This is a genomic window from Pseudomonas sp. NPDC090752 (assembly GCF_055584805.1).
Genome location: NZ_JBVJLI010000006.1, coordinates 202477 through 219706, shown reverse-complemented (window position 1 = coordinate 219706; position 17230 = coordinate 202477). Strand labels below are relative to the sequence as shown.

The 17230-nt window shown below is 62.4% G+C and carries 18 protein-coding genes; 12 read left to right on the top strand and 6 right to left on the bottom strand.

Annotation, left to right across the window (positions count from 1 at the left end; translation table 11 throughout):
- Window position 1: 1 nt before the first annotated feature.
- A complete protein-coding gene (locus ACZ6YA_RS11015) occupies window positions 2–727 on the bottom strand; it encodes an oligogalacturonate-specific porin KdgM family protein (protein WP_465897138.1) in 726 nt (241 codons plus the stop codon).
- A 362-nt stretch (window positions 728–1089) separates the two neighbouring features.
- On the opposite strand from ACZ6YA_RS11015, the gene ACZ6YA_RS11010 reads away from it, so the two are divergent.
- From ACZ6YA_RS11010 to ACZ6YA_RS10975, 8 genes are all read left to right on the top strand, one after another.
- On the top strand, window positions 1090–2244 hold the full coding sequence (locus ACZ6YA_RS11010) for a mandelate racemase family protein (RefSeq protein WP_465897137.1): 1155 nt from the start codon (window positions 1090–1092) through the stop codon (window positions 2242–2244).
- Window positions 2245–2313: 69 nt separating this feature from the next.
- A complete protein-coding gene (locus ACZ6YA_RS11005; protein WP_465897136.1) occupies window positions 2314–3924 on the top strand; it encodes an ABC transporter substrate-binding protein in 1611 nt (536 codons plus the stop codon).
- A gap of 47 nt (window positions 3925–3971) precedes the next feature.
- Window positions 3972–5009: an ABC transporter permease gene (locus ACZ6YA_RS11000; RefSeq protein WP_465897135.1), complete on the top strand. Its 1038-nt coding sequence runs from the start codon at window positions 3972–3974 to the stop codon at window positions 5007–5009.
- Between the two features lie 45 nt (window positions 5010–5054).
- The gene (locus ACZ6YA_RS10995; RefSeq protein WP_465897134.1) at window positions 5055–6665 is read left to right on the top strand and encodes an ABC transporter substrate-binding protein; all 1611 of its coding nucleotides are present in this window, start codon (window positions 5055–5057) and stop codon (window positions 6663–6665) included.
- A gap of 10 nt (window positions 6666–6675) precedes the next feature.
- Window positions 6676–7593, top strand: coding sequence for an ABC transporter permease (locus ACZ6YA_RS10990; RefSeq protein ID WP_465897133.1), 918 nt, complete (start codon window positions 6676–6678; stop codon window positions 7591–7593).
- Window positions 7594–7604: 11 nt separating this feature from the next.
- A complete protein-coding gene (locus ACZ6YA_RS10985; protein WP_465897132.1) occupies window positions 7605–8444 on the top strand; it encodes an ABC transporter ATP-binding protein in 840 nt (279 codons plus the stop codon).
- A gap of 10 nt (window positions 8445–8454) precedes the next feature.
- On the top strand, window positions 8455–9222 hold the full coding sequence (locus tag ACZ6YA_RS10980) for an ABC transporter ATP-binding protein (RefSeq protein WP_465897131.1): 768 nt from the start codon (window positions 8455–8457) through the stop codon (window positions 9220–9222).
- 3 nt (window positions 9223–9225) lie between these two features.
- Window positions 9226–10998 carry a glycosyl hydrolase family 28 protein gene (locus tag ACZ6YA_RS10975; RefSeq protein ID WP_465897130.1) on the top strand — a complete coding sequence of 591 codons (1773 nt, stop codon included), beginning with the start codon at window positions 9226–9228 and terminating at the stop codon, window positions 10996–10998.
- A gap of 6 nt (window positions 10999–11004) precedes the next feature.
- Here the strand turns inward: ACZ6YA_RS10975 and ACZ6YA_RS10970 are convergent, their stop codons facing one another.
- Window positions 11005–11748 (bottom strand): FadR/GntR family transcriptional regulator, encoded by a 744-nt coding sequence (locus tag ACZ6YA_RS10970; RefSeq protein WP_465897128.1) that lies wholly within the window; start codon window positions 11746–11748, stop codon window positions 11005–11007.
- Between the two features lie 95 nt (window positions 11749–11843).
- Between ACZ6YA_RS10970 and ACZ6YA_RS10965 the strand changes: the two genes are divergently transcribed.
- Window positions 11844–12548 (top strand): FadR/GntR family transcriptional regulator, encoded by a 705-nt coding sequence (locus ACZ6YA_RS10965; RefSeq protein ID WP_465897126.1) that lies wholly within the window; start codon window positions 11844–11846, stop codon window positions 12546–12548.
- 13 nt (window positions 12549–12561) lie between these two features.
- Here the strand turns inward: ACZ6YA_RS10965 and ACZ6YA_RS10960 are convergent, their stop codons facing one another.
- Together ACZ6YA_RS10960 and ACZ6YA_RS10955 are read right to left on the bottom strand one after the other, a co-directional pair.
- A complete protein-coding gene (locus tag ACZ6YA_RS10960) occupies window positions 12562–13569 on the bottom strand; it encodes a zinc-binding alcohol dehydrogenase family protein (protein ID WP_465897125.1) in 1008 nt (335 codons plus the stop codon).
- A 138-nt stretch (window positions 13570–13707) separates the two neighbouring features.
- Window positions 13708–14502, bottom strand: coding sequence for an SDR family NAD(P)-dependent oxidoreductase (locus ACZ6YA_RS10955; protein WP_465897124.1), 795 nt, complete (start codon window positions 14500–14502; stop codon window positions 13708–13710).
- 106 nt (window positions 14503–14608) lie between these two features.
- Between ACZ6YA_RS10955 and ACZ6YA_RS10950 the strand changes: the two genes are divergently transcribed.
- Together ACZ6YA_RS10950 and ACZ6YA_RS10945 are read left to right on the top strand one after the other, a co-directional pair.
- Window positions 14609–15553 carry a GlxA family transcriptional regulator gene (locus ACZ6YA_RS10950; RefSeq protein ID WP_465897123.1) on the top strand — a complete coding sequence of 315 codons (945 nt, stop codon included), beginning with the start codon at window positions 14609–14611 and terminating at the stop codon, window positions 15551–15553.
- A gap of 69 nt (window positions 15554–15622) precedes the next feature.
- On the top strand, window positions 15623–16240 hold the full coding sequence (locus ACZ6YA_RS10945; protein ID WP_465897122.1) for a dTMP kinase: 618 nt from the start codon (window positions 15623–15625) through the stop codon (window positions 16238–16240).
- On the opposite strand, the gene ACZ6YA_RS10940 is transcribed toward ACZ6YA_RS10945, so the two are convergent.
- The gene (locus ACZ6YA_RS10940) at window positions 16223–16393 is read right to left on the bottom strand and encodes a hypothetical protein (protein ID WP_465897121.1); all 171 of its coding nucleotides are present in this window, start codon (window positions 16391–16393) and stop codon (window positions 16223–16225) included. The two genes, ACZ6YA_RS10945 and ACZ6YA_RS10940, sit on opposite strands and share 18 nt — an antisense overlap.
- 164 nt (window positions 16394–16557) lie before the next feature.
- Here ACZ6YA_RS10940 and ACZ6YA_RS10935 point away from each other — a divergent pair, with 164 nt between their 5' ends.
- Entirely contained in the window at window positions 16558–16980 is a 423-nt protein-coding gene (locus ACZ6YA_RS10935; protein ID WP_465897120.1) for a PA0061/PA0062 family lipoprotein, read from the top strand.
- Between the two features lie 25 nt (window positions 16981–17005).
- Here ACZ6YA_RS10935 and ACZ6YA_RS10930 read toward each other — a convergent pair whose 3' ends face one another.
- Window positions 17006–17185, bottom strand: a complete 180-nt coding sequence (locus ACZ6YA_RS10930) for a hypothetical protein (protein ID WP_465897119.1) — start codon at window positions 17183–17185, stop codon at window positions 17006–17008.
- Between the last annotated feature and the right edge of the window lie 45 nt (window positions 17186–17230).

Below are 17230 nucleotides of genomic sequence, written 5' to 3'. Positions count from 1 at the left end.
TTTACAGGAAGTTGTACTGGACCCCGACACGCCAGCGGGCCTGACGGTCGTCGGTGTACGAATTGACCTTGATGTCACCGATTTCCATGAACGGCGCCCACTGCTTGTCGAGCTTGTACTTGATGATCATGTTCTGCTCGTAGTCGCTTTTCTTGTTGTCGTAGCGGATGTAGTCGGTCTGGAAATGGATGTACTGGTACTCGAACGCCCAAGGGCCTTTGGGCGTATAGCCGAGCCAGCCTTCCAGGCGTGTGGTGTTCTGGTTGTCCTTGGCGCGGTCGGCCCAGGAATGATCGACCTGGTCGCGGTCGAGGCTGCGCGCATCCTGGCGCACGCGGCCCGCGGCGTACCAGGTGTCGGAGAGCTTGTAGCTGTACTTGAGGCCGAACTTGTAGGTGGTGGAGTCCTTGGAGCTGTCCATCTGGAACGCGGGCGTCAGCGTCGAGCGTGGGCTGAGCTTGTAGTTGTAGTCCACGGTGAACTCATGGCCGTTGTTGACCATGTTGTCGTAGGCGACGTCTTCACGATCGCCCGCAGTCTTGTATTTGATCTCGGCGGCGAAACCCAGGCCGCTGTCCTTCCTGTAACTGAGCTTGATCCGGTCGGAGTGGATGCTGTCGTCTTCGGTGTAACCGTGGCGGTAGTTGATGCTGGCCGAGTCCGCGCAGGCATGGAACGACAGGCCGAGGGTACTGACAGCAACGAGCAGGCGGAGTGTGGTGTTCATGCGATCTTCTTTTTTTGTTTTTGTTGAGGTCGTTATGAGGTGCAGCGTCAGCGTCGGGTCGGTAGGGGTGGGTAGGGCTCCTGGGCGAACTTTTTCGTAAGTTATCGTACGACATGGTGGTTGTCTACGATTTTATGTGATGTTGTCGGATGACGTGACATGACGCCTCTAAGAAGCTGCTTACAAGCTTATCTTGCTAGGTGTGTTGGTTTCGAGTGGGCAAGAAAAGGCGAAACTGTGAGCTAATCAGACAGTTTTTGAAAGATTACAAGGGGTGCTTTTCAAAAGTTGTATGATGACGTAGGATCACTGCCAGAGCGTGACTCACCCGCCACAAATCCAATAAGAAGGCTCAGACGTCCATGATCATCACCGCCGTAAACGTCCAGGTTTTTTCCTACCCCACACGCCGCGCCGTCGACAGCGCGGGCCATGCCCACCCGGGCGATGTGACCCAGGCCCAGATGGCGTTGCTGCGCATCCGCACCGAGTGCGGCAACGAAGGGTATGCGTTGGGCGCCCCTGAACTGATCCGCCCGTATGTGCTCGACGGCTTCGTGCGCAAGGTGCTGGTTGGCGCCAACGCCTTCGACCGGGAAAAGATCTGGCACGATCTCGCGCACTGGCAGCGCGGCAGTGCCAGCCAGTTGACCGACCGTGCTCTGGCGCTGGTCGAGCAGGCGCTGTGGGACTGGGCCGGGCGCAAGCTGAACCTGCCGGTGCACAAGCTGATTGGCGGCTACCGCGACAAGGTGCCTGCCTACGGCTCGACCATGTGTGGCGATGAACTCGAAGGTGGCTTGTCGACCCCGGACGAGTACGGCCGCTTTGCCGAGACCCTGGTCAAGCGCGGCTACAAGGCGATCAAGCTGCACACCTGGATGCCACCGGTGTCGTTTGCGCCCAGCGTGAGCATGGACATCAAGGCCTGCGCCGCCGTGCGCGAGGCCGTCGGCCCGGACATCGCGCTGATGATCGATGGCTATCACTGGTACAGCCGCACCGAAGCCCTGACCATCGGCCGGGCCCTGGAAAAACTCGACTTCACCTGGTTCGAAGAACCGATGATGGAGGACTCTGCCGAATCCTATGCCTGGCTGGCCGGGCAGCTGGACATTCCGGTGCTGGGGCCGGAGAGCCTGGGCGGCAAGCACCTGAGCCGGGCCAGCTGGGTGAAGAACGATGTCTGTGACATCCTGCGCGCGGGGGTCGCCGGTGTGGGAGGCATCTCACCGTGCCTGAAGGTGGCGCACATGGCCGAGTCGTTCGGCATGAACTGCGAGATCCATGGCAACGGCGCGGCCAACCTGGCGGTGGTCGGCGCGATCAAGAACTGCACCTGGTACGAGCGCGGCCTGCTGCACCCGTTCCTTAACTATGACGAGGTGCCGGCGTACCTCAAGCGCCTGGTCGACCCGATGGATGAAGACGGCTTCGTGCACCTGTCCGATCTACCTGGCCTGGGCGAGGAGATCGACTTCGACTACGTCGAGACCAACACGCTGCACAGCTTCTGATTCGTGCATGGCGGCCCGCCTGACAGCGGGCCGCCCGAGAGTCCAATAACTATAAAAAGGCAATCTCACATGAGCGTACTCCCCACATTCTGGGCGGGGGTCCTGGCTGCGTCGCTGGCGATGACCTCGGTACCTGCTGCTTTCGCAAAAACCCCGGCCGACCAGCTGATCGTCGGCATGAGCATGATCAACCTGCTGTCGCTGGACCCCGCTGCTGCCACGGGGCTGGATGTCTCGGAGGTCAATGCCAACCTCTACGACATGCTGCTGGTTCAGGATGCCAGCAACCCGGACCAGCTGCTGCCGGCACTGGCCGAGCGCTGGCAGGTCAGCGATGACCGCAAGACCCTCACGTTCAACCTGCGCCAGGGCGTCAAGTTCCAGTCCGGCAATACGCTGAGTGCCGAAGACGTCGCCTGGTCGCTGCAGCGCGTGCTCAAGCTCAACCTGGCGCTGGCCTCGACCTGGAAGGCTTACGGCTTCACCGCCGGCAACGTCGACCAGTACCTGCGCGCCGTGGATGAACACACCTTCGTGGTCGAGCTGCCGCGCCCGACCGACCCGCTGTTGCTGCTCAATACCCTGGCCACTTCGCCCAGCGCATTCATTCTCGACCGCAAGATCGTCCAGCAGCACCAGAAGGGCAACGACATGGGGGGCGCCTGGCTGACCACCCATGCGGCCGGCAGTGGCCCGTTCATCCTCAATGACTGGCGCGCCAACGATGTGATCCTGATGAGCCGTTTCGACGGGTATTGGGGTGGCCCGGCCAAGCTCAAGCGCGTAGTCATGCGCAACATGACCGAGTCGCAGTCGTTGCGCCTGATGGTCGAGCGTGGCGACCTGGACCTGGCCAAGGGCATGTCGGCACCGGACATCGAGGCACTGGAAACATCCGACCAGGTGCGTACCCAGACCGTGCAGCGCGGCACCCTCTACTACGTGGCGCTGAGCGTCAAGAACAAGCCTTACGACGACGCCCGCGTGCGCCAGGCCGTGCGTGCGCTGATCGACTACCAGGGCATCAACCAGACGGTCATGCCGCACTATGGGCAGCTCAACCAGCGCCCGCTGCCGCTGGGATTGCCGGCACGCCTGGATGATCCGGGCTACACGCTGAACGTGGAGCAGGCGAAAAAGCTCCTGGCCGAGGCGGGTTACCCCAACGGCTTCAAGACCACCATTCGTGTACTGACCGAGCCGCCGTTCATCAACATCGCCTCCAGCCTGCAGGCGACCCTGGCCCAGGCCGGCATCCAAGCAACCATCGTCACCGGCACCGGCAACCAGATCTACGGCGCCATGCGCGAGCGCAGCTTCGACATCCTGGTCGGCCGCGGCGGCGGCGGGGCCGAGCGGCATCCGCATTCAAGCCTGCGCACCCTGGTGTACAACCCCGACAACCGCGACGAAGCCAAGCTCAGCAACTTCCAGGGCTGGCGCACGTCGTTCTACAGCCCTGAGTTGAACAGCCTGATCGAGCAGGCCGAAGTCGAGCCCGACAAGGCCCGGCAGCAGGCCCAGTACCAGCAGATCCAACAAAGCCTGGACGCGCAGGTGGGGGCGATTCTGCCGATCTCGCAGATGACCGACACCGTGGTGCTGTACCACGATGTACAGAACTATCAGGCCCACAGCGCGGCCACCACCCGTTATAAAGACGTCTACAAGTCGCGATGAGCGGTGCGCGCCTCGGTGTTTGCTGAACGTTTTTTCAGGAGCTTGTTATGTTGCTTTCGACTGCCTCTGTGATGGGCCCGCGTGTCTCTGCCGCGGCGCGCCGTGCCAGCACGGTGCTGGTGACCTTGCTTGGCCTGCTGGCGCTGACCTTTTTCATCGGCCGGGTGATGCCGCTGGACCCGGTGCTGGCCGTGGTCGGGCCGGATGCCGATAGCTCAACCTACGACCAGGTGTACCGGGCCATGGGCCTGGACAAACCGATCTGGACCCAGTTCGGGCTGTACCTGAACGACCTGCTGCACGGTGATTTCGGCAATGCGCTGCTCACCGGCCACCCGGTGCTCGATGACATCAGGCGGGTGTTCCCGGCGACCATTGAGCTGGCCACCCTGGCGATCCTGTTCGGCATCCTTATCGGCCTGCCGCTGGGCGTGGTCGCGGCCAGCAACCAGGGACGAGTCGGCGACCATGTGGCGCGGGTCATCACCCTGTTCGGCTATTCCACGCCGATCTTCTGGGTCGGCATGATGGGCCTGCTGGTGTTCTACGCCTGGCTCGGCTGGGCTGGCGGGGCAGGGCGGATCGACCTGGCCTATGACGGCATGGTGCCGGACGTCACCGGCCTGCTGCTGATCGACACGGCGCTTGCCGGCGACTGGGAAGCCTTCAGCAGCGCTGTGCGGCACATCGTCCTGCCTGGGCTGATCCTTGGCCTGAACTCGGTGGCCTACATCAGCCGCATGACCCGCAGTTTCATGCTCGAGCAGTTGTCCCAGGAATACATCATCACCGCACGGGTCAAGGGCCTGTCGCGGCGCCAGGTGGTGTGGAACCACGCCTTTCGCAACATCCTGGTGCAACTGCTGACGGTGGTGGCCCTGGCCTACGGCTCACTGCTCGAAGGTGCGGTATTGATCGAGACGGTGTTCGCCTGGCCCGGCTTTGGCCAGTACCTCACCAGCAGCTTGCTGCTGGGGGACATGAACGCGGTGATGGGCTGCGTGCTGGTGATCGGCCTGATCTTCGTCGCCCTCAACCTGATCAGTGATGCCCTGTACAAGGTGTTCGATCCAAGGACCCGCTGAGCCCTGCGGGGTCAGCGTGAACAATTATAAAAAGAAGGACGCTCAATGAAGACTTTACGTTCCCCCCTGCACATGAGCCTGCTGGGCATGGCGTTGGTACTGGCGCCCATGGCTGCGGTACAGGCCAAGACCCCTGCGGACCAGTTGATCATCGGCATGAGCATGGTCAACCTGTTTTCCATCGACCCGGCCAACGCTCCCGGCCTGGACGCCTCGGGCGTCAATGCCAATCTCTATGACACGCTGGTCAAGCGCGACCAGGGCAATCCGGAACAGCACCTGCCGCAGCTGGCCGAACGCTGGGAGATCAGCGAAGACGGCCAGCAGATTACCTTCCACCTGCGCAGCGACGTCACGTTTCACTCCGGCAACCCGCTGACGGCCGAAGACGTGGCCTGGTCGCTGTACCGCGTGATGAAACTCAACTATGGCCTAGCCACCACCTGGAAGGCCTATGGCTACAGCGCCGACAACATCCAGGGGCTGATCCGCGCCAGCGACGCTCACACCCTGGTGGTCAACCTGCCTCAGCCGGCGGCCCCGCTGCTGCTGATCGATTCGTTGGCGACGTCACCCAGCGCGGTGGTCGTCGACCGCCTGGCTGTGCTCAAGCACGAAAAGAATGGCGATCTCGGCGCGGCCTGGCTGGTGACCAACGAGGCCGGCAGCGGCCCGTTCACGCTGAGCAAGTGGAGCGCCAACGACGCACTGGTGATGACCCGCTTCGACGGCTACTGGGCGGGCCCGGCCAAGATGAAGCGGGTGCTGGTGCGGCACATGACCGAGTCGCAATCGCTGCGCCTGATGCTCGAACGTGGCGACCTCGACCTGGCGTACGGCATGGCCGCGCCCGACATCAAGGCCATCGAGAGCGCTGCCAGGCTGCAGGTGCAGCCGCTGCAACGCGGCACGATGTACTACGTGGCGATGAGCATGAAGCAACCCGAGTTCGCCAACCGCAAGGTCCGCGAAGCGGTGCGCAATTTGATCGACTACCAGGGCATCGACCAGCAGGTGATGCCGCATTACGGCACGCTCAACCAGCAGCCGATGCAGCTGGGCCTGCAAGCCCGCCTGCCCGATCCTGGCTACACGCTCGACGTGGCCAAGGCCAAGGCGCTGCTGAGCGAAGCCGGCTACCCGCAAGGGTTCACCACCACCATTCGCACCTTGTCCGAGCCGCCCTTCATCGACATTGCCGCGCGCATGCAGGCGACCCTGGCCGAGGGCGGTATCACCGCCAACATCGTCACCGGCACCGGCAACCAGGTGTATGGCGCCATGCGTGCGCGCAATTTCGAGATGATCGTGGCCCGCGGTGCCGAGCGCTATCCGCATCCGTATTTCAGCCTGCGCACCTTCGCTTACAACCCGGACAACAGCGACAGCGCCGGCCTGCCCAACTTCCAGGGTTGGCGGGCGTCGTTCTTCGATCAACAGCTCAATACGCTGATCGACCGGGCCGGGGTCGAACGCGATGCAGACAAGCGCCTGAACCTGTACCACCAGGCGCAGCAGCGTTACGACGAACAGGCCGGGCCGATCATGATGATCTCGCAGATGACCGACACCGCCGTGAGTGCGCTGGACATCAAGGGCTTTACCGGCGATGACGCCGAAGCGACCCGCTACCTGGGCGTCTACAAGCAACGTTGAGAGCATGCCGATGATTGCCAATATTTCTGATACCGGAACAAGCGCCAAGCCACAGGCTGACCATTCGCCGGCTTCGAGCTTCGACGCGTTGTACAAGAGCAGCCTGCGGGTGCTGCGCCACCTGCTGCGCAACCCGATGACCCTGGCCGGCCTGCTGGTTGCCTTGCTGTTGGTGGTGGTGGCCGCCTTCGCGCCGTGGATCGCCACCCACGACCCGGTGGTGCAGAACCTCGCCAATGCCTTGCAGGCACCGGGCGCCGCACACTGGTTCGGCACCGACGAATACGGCCGCGACATTTTCAGCCGGCTGGTCTACGGCTCACGCATCACCCTCTACATCATTACCCTGGTGACCGTCATCGTCGGCCCGATCGGGCTGTTCATCGGCACCGTGTCGGGCTACTTCGGTGGCATCGTCGACACGGTGTTCATGCGTATCACCGACATCTTCATTTCGTTCCCCAGCTTGGTGCTGGCGCTGGCCTTCATTGCCGCCCTTGGCCCTGGCCTTGAGCATGCGGTGGTCGCCATCGCCCTGACCTCGTGGCCACCGATCGCACGCCTGGCGCGGGCCGAGACCCTGTCGCTGCGCAAGGCCGACTTCGTGGTCGCGGTGGAACTGCAGGGGGCCTCGTCGACGCGGATCATCCTGCGCCACATCGTGCCGATGTGCCTGTCATCGGTGATCATCCGCCTGACCATGAACATGGCCGGGATCATCCTCACCGCTGCGGCCCTGGGATTCCTCGGCCTGGGTGCGCAGGCACCGCTGCCGGAGTGGGGCGCGATGATCTCCACCGGCCGGCGCTACATGCTCGAATGCTGGTGGCTGGTCGCGGTACCTGGCGCGGCAATCATGCTGGTGAGCCTGGCGTTCAACCTGTTGGGCGATGGCCTGCGGGACATTCTCGATCCACGTAGCGAATAACGGGAGGTTTCATGTCGACGCTCAAACTCAATGTCGATTCGCTCAACGTGCGTTTCGTCAATGGCAAGAAAGAAATGCACGCGGTACGCGATGTGTCGTTCACCTTGGGCCGCGAGAAGCTTGCCATTGTCGGTGAGTCCGGTTCGGGCAAGTCCACGGTCGGGCGCAGCCTGCTCAAACTGCACCCGGCCAGCACGCAGATTACTGCCAAGGCCCTGCAGTTCGGCGATGTCGACCTGCTCGGTGCCAGCGAAAAGGCCATGCAGAAGATCCGCGGCCAGCGCATTTCGATGATCATGCAAGACCCCAAGTACTCGCTCAACCCGGTGGTCAAGGTCGGCGAGCAGATCGCCGAGGCTTATCTTGCGCACCACAAGGCCAGCCGCAGCGAGGCCCGCGAGCGGGTGCTGCTGATGCTGGAGAAGGTGCATATCCGCGACCCGCAGCGGGTCTACAACCTGTACCCGCATGAAGTCAGCGGCGGCATGGGCCAGCGCATCATGATCGCCATGATGGTGATCACCAACCCGGAGGTGATCATCGCCGACGAGCCGACTTCAGCGCTCGACGTGTCGGTGCGCCAGCAGGTGCTCAACGTGCTCGAAGAGCTGGTGGTCGAGCAGCAGATGGGGCTGATCTTCGTCAGTCACGACCTCAACCTGGTGCGCAATTACTGCGATCGGGTGCTGGTGATGTATGCCGGGCGGGTGGTCGAATCGCTTGCCGCCTGCGACCTGCACTACGCCGAACACCCTTACACCCGTGGCCTGCTGGCAGCCTTGCCGAGCATGGACAACCGCCGCCCGCGCTTGCCGGTGTTGCAGCGCGACCCCCACTGGCTGACTTGCTGAGGTACTGACGATGTCCATGATCCAAGCACAATCGCTGAACCTGAGCTTTGGCGTCGGCGCGGCGCTCAACCAGGTGCTGCACGACGTCGACTTGAGGGTCGAAGACGGTGAGTCGTTCGGCCTGGTGGGGGAGTCGGGGTCTGGCAAGACCACCGTGTTGCGCTGCCTGGCCGGGCAGTACCGGCATTGGAGTGGGGCGCTGAGCATTGCCGGCGTGGCGCTGCAGCACAAGCTGCCCAAGGAGCACTTTCGCAAGGTGCAGATGGTCTTCCAGGACCCGTATGGCTCGTTGCACCCGCGCCATACCCTCGACACCGCCTTGCGCGAGCCGCTGACCATCCACGCCATGGGCGATCGGGATGACCGCATCAACGACATTCTGCTCAAGGTCGGCCTCAACGAGAGCTTTCGCTACCGCTACCCGCACCAGCTGTCTGGCGGCCAGCGCCAGCGCGTGGCGATTGCCCGGGCGCTGATCCTCGAACCGCGCGTGCTGTTGCTGGATGAACCCACCTCGGCGCTCGACGTCTCGGTGCAGGCTGAGATTCTCAACCTGCTGGCGGACCTGCGTCAGCGAGAGAAGCTCACCTACCTGATGGTGACCCACGACCTGGGCGTGGTCAGCCACCTGTGCGACAAGGTTGCGGTGATGCAGCAGGGGCGGATCGTAGAGCGCCTGGACAGCCAGGCCTTGAGCCAGGACTTGGCCAGCCACGACTACACCCGCATGCTCGTGCAGGCCAGCCGAGACTTCAGTGCCGAGTCGCAAGGACGATAAAATATGCCGATTGTCTTTTCATTTGCCCGAGCTTCGCTGGCCACCCTGGCCATGGGCTGCAGCCTGCCACTATGGGCACTCGAAGCCCCCACAAAAGTCCTGGTCCCGACCCTGGCCTACGACGATCAACAGATCATCCTGGTTTGGGAAAAGCCCGCCAAGCACGCAGACATTGCCGACTATCACGTCTACGCCAATGGCCGGCTGCTGGGCGCCAGCAATGACAACAACGCCCAGGTATCTCCAGCCAAACCTTACATCGACCGGTTCTACCAGCAGGACACGCGCAACTTCCATCACCGTATCGCCATCCACAGCTTCACTGCCCAAGGCCTCAAGCCCGATAGCCAGTACCGCTTCACCGTGCGTTCGGTAGACCGGCACGGCAAAGAGTCGGCCGACAGCCCTGTAGTCGTTCAGCGCACCACCGCCGTGGCGGCGCTGTTCGATGTCAGGCATTACGGCGCAAAGGGTGATGGTACAACGGTGGATACCGCTGCGATCCAGCGCGCCATCGATGCGTGTACGGCGGGCTGCAAGGTGCTGCTGCCCAAGGGCACTTACAAGAGCGGCGCGCTCTACCTGAAGAGCGACATGACCCTGGAGATTGCCGAAGGCGCAACTTTGCTGGGCTCGGAACGCGCCGAAGACTACCCGCGCGACGGCTATATCCAGTACCCGTACTCCACCACCGTGCGCCCGGCGTCGCTGATCAACGCCTTGCCGCGCGACCCGCGCAAGCACCAGGCTTTCGAGAACATTCGCATCGTCGGCAAGGGCACGATCGACGGCAATGGCTGGAAACGTAACGCCGACCTGTCCTACCGAGCCAGCGACAACACCCGTTATATGCACGACGGCGTGCTGGCCAAGGCCCAGGTCGAGCGCGCGGTGGCCGAGGGCATGAACGTCAAGGACGCCTACGGCCAGATGCGCTCGTCGCTGATTACCCTGCGCGAGGTGAAGAACGTCTTCTACGGTGGCATTACCGTGCTCAACCCGGCTTACCACGGCATCATGAACCTGGAAACCGAGAACGTGGTGCTGGCCAACACCACGCACACGACCTTTGATGCCAATAACGGTGATGGCATCGAGTTCGCCAACAGCCGTGGCGCAATGGTGTTCAACAATTTCTTCGATACCGGCGATGACTGCGTCAATTTCGCCGCCGGTACCGGGGCGCAGGCCGTGGGGCAGAAACCTCAGGAAGACGCCTGGATCTTCAACAATTACTTCCACAACGGGCACGGCATGGTGGTCGCGGGCAGCCATACCGGGGCCTGGATCCAGAACATCCTGGCCGAGGACAATGTGTCCTACGGCACCGATGCCGGCCTGCGCATGAAAAGCACCAACTTCATGGGTGGCGGGGCGCGCAATGTGATCTTCCGCGATTCCGCGCTGCGCAATACCGCTAAACAGGCCTTCATTTTTACCCTGGATTACAACGACCCCAACGCCAAGCTGGATTACCAGCGCTCGACCGTCCCGGGGCAGTTCCGTGATGTGCAGGTCAGCGACGTGACGGTGGAGAACGCTCAACTGGCCGCCATCGAGGTCAAGGGCGACAGCCAGCATGGTGCCTATCACCAGCAGCTGGCGTTTGAACGAGTGCGTTTCAGTGGGCCAGCCAAGGCACGCATCGATGGCCTGAAGGATTCGAGGTTCGACGCTGTCCAGTTCAGTGAGACCGATGGCAGCAACCCCTGGAAGGTCAAGGACAGTGCCGGCCTGGCATTCCACGACGTGGTGCCGGCACCCCAGGCTGAGTAAGCGGAGTCACTCGCTATAGAAGGCCTGGCGTAGCTGCGCTTCGCGCAGACGCATGCGGCTATTGCTCAGGTGCAGGAACATGGCCGCGCGCGCTGCATCGACCTGCTTGCTGACGATTGCGTCGAAAATCTGCTGATGTTCGGCGTTGATCCCTGCCAGGTAGGTACTGCGATGGCTCTGCCCGGTGTAGGCGGAGTTCATCCGGGTCCGCGGGATCAGCTTGGTACCCAGGTGCTTCATGATATCGATCAGGTAGGGGTTGCCAGCGGCCTTGGCGATTTTCAGGTGGAATTGAAAGTCCGCATTGATGGTGCTGCCGGACTTTTCCGGGCCTTCCAGCAGCGCCTGCAGGGCGTGTTCGAGTTCTTCGATCGCCTGCGGCGTGGCCCGTTCGGCAGCCATGCCCGCCGCCTGTACTTCCAGGCTCAGGCGAAAATCCAGCAGGTCGAGCACATCGGACAGCTGGGCGATCGTCGCCGGCCCCACGTTGAAGCCCTCAGGCGCCGGCATGTCGAGAACGAAGGTACCGACACCGTGCTGGGTATCGACCAGGCCTGCCGCCTGCATCCGCGACATGGCTTCGCGAACGACTGCCCGGCTGACGCTTTCGGCGGCCATGATCTGCACTTCGGTGGGGAGTTTGTCGCCGCGTTTGAGGGTGCCTTCGCGGATGCGTTGGGCAAAGCGCTCGACCAGCGCTTCGGCGAGGCGGCGTGGTTTGACGGAGGCAGTAGAGGTAACGTCGGACATCGTCTTGCTCTAATGTGATCAGCCGGCATTATAGTGCGTTCGCGCGCAAGTCTGCGGGTATAATCGCGCATCGTTTGTTTGAAGGGATCATTTGAATGGAACGGGACACCCCTGACCGGCGCCTCAGCCTGGCCCAGCAACTGGTGCTCGACCTGTCGCGCCAAATTCTGGCTGGCGAGCTACCTGCCGGCAGCAAGCTGCCCACCGAACAAGCGTTCACCGAACAACGCGGCGTCAGCCGTACCGTGGTGCGCGAAGCCATGTCGCGGCTGCAGGCAGAGGGGCTGGTAGAGACGCGCCGGGGCATCGGCACCTTCGTCGTGGACACCACCCGGCCAGGTGACTTTCACGAGCGCAAGGGCGAAAAGGGCACCGCCCACGATGCGGTGGCCCGCATCGAGCTGCGCCTGAGCCTGGAAGTCGAAGGTGCCGCGCTGGCTGCGCAACGCGCTACTCCAAACCAGCTGCTGACCCTGCGCAAAGCGCTGGATGAGGCCAACGCCGTCGGGCCGTTGCACAAGGACAGCAGCCGCATCGAATTCGAGTTCCATCTGCAGATCGCCCTGTGCACCGGTAACAGCTTCTTCATCGATGCCATGACCCATGTGGGCAATACCTTGATCAATGACCTGCAACCCACCGTCGACAAGCAACAGCGCCAGCTGCAGGCGCGTGAGCGCGAGCAGATCTATGCCGCGCTGGAGCGGGGCGACGCCGAGGTGGCACGTGCGGCGATGCGCCTGCACCTGACCAATTGCCTGCACCGCGCACGAAGCGCGGCGCAGGCAACGGCCAACTGACACACGCGGAAGATCAGAACCCTTCCAGAACAACCTTGCCGCGGGCCTTGCCACTTTCGATCAGGGCATGGGCGCGCTTGAGGTTGACTGCGCTGATCACCCCGAAGTGCTCGCCCACCGTGGTCTTGATCACGCCCTCGTCGACCAGCGCCGACACCCGCTCCAGCAACTGATGCTGCTTGATCATGTCGTCGGTCTTGTACAGCGAGCGGGTGAACATCAGCTCCCAGTGCAGGGACAGCGACTTGCGCTTGAGCGGCATGACATCCAGCTGCGCCGGGTCGTCGATCAGTGCCAGCTTGCCTTGCGGGCGCAGCACTTCCACCAGTTGCGCCAGGTAGCTGTCGGTGTGGGTCAGGCTGATCACGTAGTCCACCGGGTCCTGCTGCAGCTCTGCCAGTTGCAGCGGGATCGAAAGCGAATGGTCGATCACGTGGTGGGCACCCAGTTCGCTGACCCACTGCCGGGTTTCAGGCCGCGAGGCGGTGCCGATCACCGTCAGCTGGGTGAGTTGCCGGGCCAGTTGCACGAGTATCGAGCCTACGCCGCCACCGGCGCCGATGATCAGCAAGCGTTCGCCCGCGCCGCCGTTCTGCTCGACGCCCAGCCGGTCGAACAACAGCTCCCAGGCAGTAATGGATGTCAATGGCAAGGCAGCGGCGCTGGCGTTGTCCAGGCTGCGCGGCTTGTGGCCAACGATGCGTTCATCGACCAGGTGAAACTCGCTGTAGCTGCCGGGGCGGTCGATGGCGCCGGCATAGAACACCTCGTCGCCCGGCTGGAACAGCGACACTTCGCTGCCGACCTTGCGCACGACGCCAACCGCGTCCCAGCCCAGAACCTGCGGCTGGCCGGTGTTGCGGCTGGCGCGCACTTTGGTATCGACTGGGTTGACGGCGATGGCCTTGACCTCGACCAGGAGGTCTCGGGGGCCTGGAGTTGGTTGGGGCAGGTCTGTTTCGAACAGGGACTGCGGGTCCTGAATAGGCAAACCGGCTTGGGTGTAGACAACGGCCTTCATTGGCATGACCTCGATAAAGTGGAAGTGGTGTCAGGCTATCCGTATTGGCTTGCTACAAAAACCGGCGAGGCGAGGTAAGACTTTCACTGCTGCGATGAAAATCCGGAGGATTACCTGCGCCTGCCGTTGTAAACGCGATCAGGCGTTGTAGCGTGGCGCCAGACGGTTGTTTGAAAGCTGACCGAGCAGCGTTTGTCGGTTGGCTTCAAAGGTTTCGTACGGTGTCAGGTCATGCATCGACGGGATCGAGATCAGCACACCTTTGTCGAAGTCTTGAAGGGCACCCTCTACCAGGTCGGTAGCCGACATGACGATACCTGGGTCGAGATTCTCCACGGGCAGGCCGCCGATCTGCCAGAAGTCGGTCGCCGTCGCGCCCGGCAATACCGCTTGAACCTTGATGCCATCGCCGGCCAGCTCCTTGTGCAGCGACTGGGTGAACGCGGTGACATAGGCTTTGCTGGCGCCATACACGCCGTTGAGCAGCTCCGGCGCCAGGCTGACGATAGACGAGATATTAATCAGTGCACCGTGCTTGCGCTCAACAAAGCCTGGCACGGCGGCATAGCTCAGGCGGGTGAGGGCGGTGACGTTGAGGCTGATCATCTCGGCCATGCGCTCGACATCGCTTTCCAGCAGGCTGGTGTGGGTACCGATGCCGGCGTTGTTGACCAGCAGGCTGATGCTGGCGTCTTCGCGCAGTTTACGTTCGACTCGCGCCAGGTCGGCGGCGTTGCCCAGGTCTGCCGGAAACACTTCGACGCTTTGCTGGGTTTCGCCGCTGATACGGCTGGCAAGTGCATCGAGTCGCTCCCGGTTGCGCGCTACCAGCACCAGGTCATAACCGCGGCGCGCCAGGCGCTCTGCGAAGATTGAGCCGATACCGGTGGATGCGCCGGTGATCAGTGCAGTGCCTTTGAATTGCTGTGTCATGGCTGAGCTCCGTTGGTTGGGGATGCCGCCATGATGCGCAACGTTGCGAATGTCTTAAATGACGTATAGGGTAGTGTTTCAGGACACCCAGTAACGGAACAACGCCATGCACCGCGTCGGCTACCTGCTTACCGAAGGCTTCCAGGTCATGTCCCTGGCGACACAAACCGTGTTCGAGTTCGCCAATCTGGTGGCGGGCAAGGAGGTCTACAGGATCCAAAACTTCTCCATGGGCGGGGGAACTGTCCGCTCTTCGCTCGGCATGCATGTCGATACCCTGCCGCTGGGGGCGCCCGGATTGGCAGACACCTGGATGGTGACTGGCACGCTGACGCCGCAGAGCCCGCCTGGCGATAAGGTATTGCACAGCGTGCGCGGTTTCGTCGAAGCGGCGCGGCGCACGGCCGGCCTGTGCACCGGATCGTTCGTGCTGGCCCAGTCCGGGGTGCTCGACGGTCGGCGCGCAACGACCCACTGGTACTACGCCGAGGCGATGAAGCGCATGCACCCCGAGGTCAAGGTCGAAGAGGACCGGATCTTCATCGTCGATGGCCCGGTCTGGACGTCGGCGGGGATGACCGCCGCCCTGGACATGGCGCTGGCGATGGTGGAGAAGGACCTGGGTGCCGCGCTCGCCCGCTCCATCGCGCACAAGATGGTCATGCACCAGCGCCGCTCCGGCGGGCAATCGCAGCACTCGGAACTGCTGGCGCTCGCGCCCAAGTCTGATCGTATCCAGAGCACCCTCGCTTATGCACGGCAGCACCTCAACCGCCCGCTGGGCGTGGAAGAGCTGGCGGAGGTAGCTCATCTGAGCCCACGGCAGTTCACTCGGGTGTTTACCGCTGAAACTGGGCAATCACCCGCCAAGGCGGTGGAGAGCCTGCGCTTGGAGGCGGCCCGTTTGATGATTGAACAAAGCCGCCACAGCCTGGATACGGTGGCCAAGGAAACCGGCTTCAGGGATCGGCGGCACATGCGCGAGGTGTTCATGCGGGGCTATGGCGTGCCACCACAGGCGGTACGCCGTGATGCTCGACGGGTAGAGTGAAGTACGGATTATACGGGTGGAGTACAAGTGTACTCCTGGCGTGTTGGCTCACTAAGGCAGCTTTGAAGCATGTTCATTTCGTTCGATGGACCCAAGGGAACGGGTAAAACGACATTGCTGGAGTCGGTTACCAGAGCGTTGCGGGCTGATAGGCACAAAGTGGTCCGGCTGTGCGAGCGAAACAACGATCCCGGCCGGGCGGACACGATGGCCCTGGTCAACACATTCGTCAGGAACCCCAGCCAAGCTCTGGAGCTGGAGGTGTGTGAGCGGCTGGCCGATAGCCGCGCTTGGATTTCCCAGCATGTGCTGCCTAAGCAACCTGCGGACAGCATCATTTTGATTGATCGCTGGTACCCGTCTGATGCGGCGTTTCGCCGGCTCGTGCCGTTTGCCCAGGTGCTGGCGTTGAACATCGACCGAAATGTACGGGTACCAGACCTGCATGTGGGGGTTGTCACCGAGCCTGAAGTTTCATGGGCGAGGGCGGCCGCACGCTCGGCAGGGCTGCGCAGCACCGTGCTGTTCAACCTCCAGGAGCAAGTCGCCTGTACCAAGGCGTTCGAGCAGGTGGCCACCGACAACGGCTGGTTCCTGTGTCGCAATGAGCGCACGGTCGAGGAGGCGACGGAGCAGGTGGTGACTGAGATCGAACGAGTGCGGGTGCAACTAGGCAATAAAATCTGAAGGCGAAGGGCAATCAGCCTGTTTGTCCTGCTGGATGCTGCTGTAAATAGCCGCACCACATACAACCACCAGGCCGACACTGGCTAGCACGATGTCGCCCAACAACATGCCCGCCACCAATACCAGCACACTAATGCGAAAAAGGGTTGTCATGACTGCCTCCGATGCAGATGGGGGTCCTACCTGAGGCCCCACCATAACGCCCTGATTGCAGTTGCGCAGCCTACTTGCGCCAAAGTGGCAGTGTTTGTCTGCGAAATGGCAGAACGGCCCGGGTCGGCGCTATGCTGAACAGATGATCCCTTGGGACATTCATCATGTGCAGGTTGATGCTGTTACTCGCAATCACGCTGGTGGCGGGTTGTCAGGCGCCCATGCCCGCCGCCAATCCGCAAATGGCCTGGGTCGATTTCTCGATGCCATTTCCCAATGACCGAGTACTGCTGGCCGAGCGGCTGGACAAGCAACGCCTGAAGGACGGCCGGTTTTTTCAAGTGAGCCCCGGCAGCCATGAGCTGATGGTTCGCTTCGATTATGAAGTCGGTGGCGGTGGGGGCATGAGCATGATGGGTGGCACCACCGTGCGCGAATGTTACCTGACCATTCCTTACGCGCATTTCAAGGCGGGCGAACGTTATGTCCTGGAGGCGCGGTCGATGGCGCTGACGCCCGAGGCGCGCTTGTACGATGGTAAGGGCGCAGTGGTGGCGCAGGTCAGCGAGTTCTATTGCCTGATGTGAGCGTCAGGGCGTCGCCCATGGCGCTTCAGCGCTGAGCTTTTCGCTGCTGCGAGCGTTGGTAGCGCGTCACTGCGATCTGGACCGCGGCAGCCACCAGGCACAGCAAACCGATTTTCCAACTGCCGTCCATGGCGTAGTGCTCAGCGATTTTTCCAGCGATTAGCACGCTAAAGAAGATGGCGATGGGCAGGATCAATTTATTCATGGGCAGTAGGCATTCCGAAGCGGTTGTAGGGCGCGGGGCAGGGTA

Coding starts and splice junctions, on each gene's coding strand:
- ACZ6YA_RS11015 (WP_465897138.1), bottom strand. CDS start 727: ATGAACACCACACTCCGCCTGCTCGTTGCTGTCAGTACCCTCGGCCTG.
- ACZ6YA_RS11010 (WP_465897137.1), top strand. CDS start 1,090: ATGATCATCACCGCCGTAAACGTCCAGGTTTTTTCCTACCCCACACGC.
- ACZ6YA_RS11005 (WP_465897136.1), top strand. CDS start 2,314: ATGAGCGTACTCCCCACATTCTGGGCGGGGGTCCTGGCTGCGTCGCTG.
- ACZ6YA_RS11000 (WP_465897135.1), top strand. CDS start 3,972: ATGTTGCTTTCGACTGCCTCTGTGATGGGCCCGCGTGTCTCTGCCGCG.
- ACZ6YA_RS10995 (WP_465897134.1), top strand. CDS start 5,055: ATGAAGACTTTACGTTCCCCCCTGCACATGAGCCTGCTGGGCATGGCG.
- ACZ6YA_RS10990 (WP_465897133.1), top strand. CDS start 6,676: ATGATTGCCAATATTTCTGATACCGGAACAAGCGCCAAGCCACAGGCT.
- ACZ6YA_RS10985 (WP_465897132.1), top strand. CDS start 7,605: ATGTCGACGCTCAAACTCAATGTCGATTCGCTCAACGTGCGTTTCGTC.
- ACZ6YA_RS10980 (WP_465897131.1), top strand. CDS start 8,455: ATGTCCATGATCCAAGCACAATCGCTGAACCTGAGCTTTGGCGTCGGC.
- ACZ6YA_RS10975 (WP_465897130.1), top strand. CDS start 9,226: ATGCCGATTGTCTTTTCATTTGCCCGAGCTTCGCTGGCCACCCTGGCC.
- ACZ6YA_RS10970 (WP_465897128.1), bottom strand. CDS start 11,748: ATGTCCGACGTTACCTCTACTGCCTCCGTCAAACCACGCCGCCTCGCC.
- ACZ6YA_RS10965 (WP_465897126.1), top strand. CDS start 11,844: ATGGAACGGGACACCCCTGACCGGCGCCTCAGCCTGGCCCAGCAACTG.
- ACZ6YA_RS10960 (WP_465897125.1), bottom strand. CDS start 13,569: ATGAAGGCCGTTGTCTACACCCAAGCCGGTTTGCCTATTCAGGACCCG.
- ACZ6YA_RS10955 (WP_465897124.1), bottom strand. CDS start 14,502: ATGACACAGCAATTCAAAGGCACTGCACTGATCACCGGCGCATCCACC.
- ACZ6YA_RS10950 (WP_465897123.1), top strand. CDS start 14,609: ATGCACCGCGTCGGCTACCTGCTTACCGAAGGCTTCCAGGTCATGTCC.
- ACZ6YA_RS10945 (WP_465897122.1), top strand. CDS start 15,623: ATGTTCATTTCGTTCGATGGACCCAAGGGAACGGGTAAAACGACATTG.
- ACZ6YA_RS10940 (WP_465897121.1), bottom strand. CDS start 16,393: ATGACAACCCTTTTTCGCATTAGTGTGCTGGTATTGGTGGCGGGCATG.
- ACZ6YA_RS10935 (WP_465897120.1), top strand. CDS start 16,558: ATGTGCAGGTTGATGCTGTTACTCGCAATCACGCTGGTGGCGGGTTGT.
- ACZ6YA_RS10930 (WP_465897119.1), bottom strand. CDS start 17,185: ATGAATAAATTGATCCTGCCCATCGCCATCTTCTTTAGCGTGCTAATC.